The following is a 1,851-nucleotide window of genomic DNA, read 5'->3' as shown; positions in this document are numbered from 1 at the left end:
ATCCCAGACGGGGACGCCGTCATCTTGGAACGCGGTCAACGTGTACGTCATCGCCTCGGTAACCAAGGACAGGCGATCTTTCTTTGGATCAAACGATGTCGGCACAAGCAATGTGGCCCCCCCTGCCATGTCTGCCTGGAGCCAATCCACCTGCTTTCGAAACTCGTCGACGGGTACTTGTCCACCGGTTGCGGCGAAAATCACGTCAGCCACGCGAGACGGAACCGGCAACGCGAGCAAGAAGGTTCCTGCCCTGGCGGCGACGGAGCGCGAGACGTTTGAGATAATGTCATCGATCGCCCGCGAAATCGTTCCGGCGTCCTGAACGTCAAGCCGAGAAGGGACGATGAGGCGGCGTAAAACGGCGCGCTCGGAAGGGCTCAACGCGAGGGCTTGGTCGGGCCCGTCGAGGGCTTCAACGTCTCCCGTTTGTCTCACGACCACACGAAGGGTCGCCGCGATCAGTCGACCTAGAGCCTGCCAATCCTCCTCAAACGAGTATCGCAGCGCTCTTTTCGACTCGCTCTGGGGGCTGAGACGAGCATGCGAGGCTGCAACGGAATCCGCACTCAGCCACAGACTCCATTCAAATCCAGCAAGGTAAAAGTCCGGGTCTTCCGATCCCTCCGTGAGCACGACATCTTCGCTCAGGCTTCCGTGCACGAGCCCTTGGGAATGGACGATGCCGAGTGCCTTCACGAGGCGGCCGATATTCCTCCAGAAGAGTACGCGCGACCTAATGGCCCCTAAGTTCCTCAGCCAATGCTGCCGGGGAAGACGTTTCAGTCGCTGGGCTAGCGGCTGGCCGAGTTGCGGTTGCAGTACTCCGAAATTTTCTTCGTCTTCGACGAATTCGATGACGTCCACGATCACGTCGCGCGCGCCGCCATACGACATCAGGCGTTGCATCTGCCGCATTTCGTGCAGCCATAGTTGGCGCAGATCATCGTCCACAGCGGTGTTGGTCTTACGCCAAAGCTTTAGGTTGTAGCCCGCCCCGGTGTCCCGTCCTCTACCTCGAAAATCGCGGATCTGAGTGCCGAGCGATCAATAGGGGCGATCGCGTCCCCGACGAACTCAAACCGCGCCTCAAGGGGCGGACGCTTGCGACTCGGTGCTTTCTTCTTCGCCATGCCACGCCCGAGGGATTCACTTGATCCCTATATTCGCTCAGGCGCGACGATTCGGGCGACCATCGCCCAATATTCGTTGCCCACCCCGCTACCCAGACTCAGTTATAGTACAGAATGTAGGAGATTCGGACAAACGACTCCTTGGCCCACAGGGGCGGCACCCGAACTGGCGCAGCTCGCGTTTCAGGGAAAGGCGAACATTTCCTCACACTATGGATCAGGCCAGTCCCGCATCATGATAAGTAGGGAAAGCACCTTCTGATAGTTGAGGTCTCGAACGATTTCGCCGGTATAACCCGCTTCCCGAAACTCAGCGATCCGTTCATTTAGCTCGAAAGGTTGAAGCCTCGGATCGAAGCTGATTGAAGTGAACAAGGCGTTCGGATCGATCTTCACAAGCCGAACTTTCGGTGATGGTTTATCCTGCTGCCAAGACCGACCGATCAGGAGAAGGCGCATTTCCTGCTCATGGCCGAAATAGCCCCGCTTCCACAAAAGTGACTCGGCGCGCCCCTGCACGGCGCAGAAAAAACCAGGGCCGCGCTCGCCGTTGCACGCATTCACAATGCGCTGCCAGATTTCCTGGTCGTCCAGATATTCTACCCGACCGGCCATGACATGGCCGTCTGCGCCGACGGCATGCCACTCTTTGGCAGCGGCCAACAGACGCCGGACCGTGGTCGTGACGGTCACGCCTTCGTTGGAACGATCCGAGTTG

At 58.7% G+C, this 1,851-nt stretch carries 1 protein-coding gene and 1 pseudogene; both read right to left on the bottom strand.

The annotated features are described in order from the left end of the window. Nucleotides 1-954 (bottom strand): annotated as a pseudogene (locus EOA85_RS34270) (DNA helicase); the annotation flags it as partial. A 389-nt stretch (nt 955-1,343) separates the two neighbouring features. After that, a partial coding sequence (locus tag EOA85_RS34265; RefSeq protein ID WP_206523452.1) for a hypothetical protein occupies nt 1,344-1,851 on the bottom strand: 508 nt, incomplete at its 5' end.

The organism is Mesorhizobium sp. M5C.F.Ca.IN.020.29.1.1 (genome assembly GCF_003997375.1).
Taxonomy (GTDB): domain Bacteria; phylum Pseudomonadota; class Alphaproteobacteria; order Rhizobiales; family Rhizobiaceae; genus Mesorhizobium; species Mesorhizobium wenxiniae.
The sequence above is the reverse complement of the archived record's forward strand: the minus strand, read 5'-3'. Positions and strand labels throughout refer to the sequence as shown.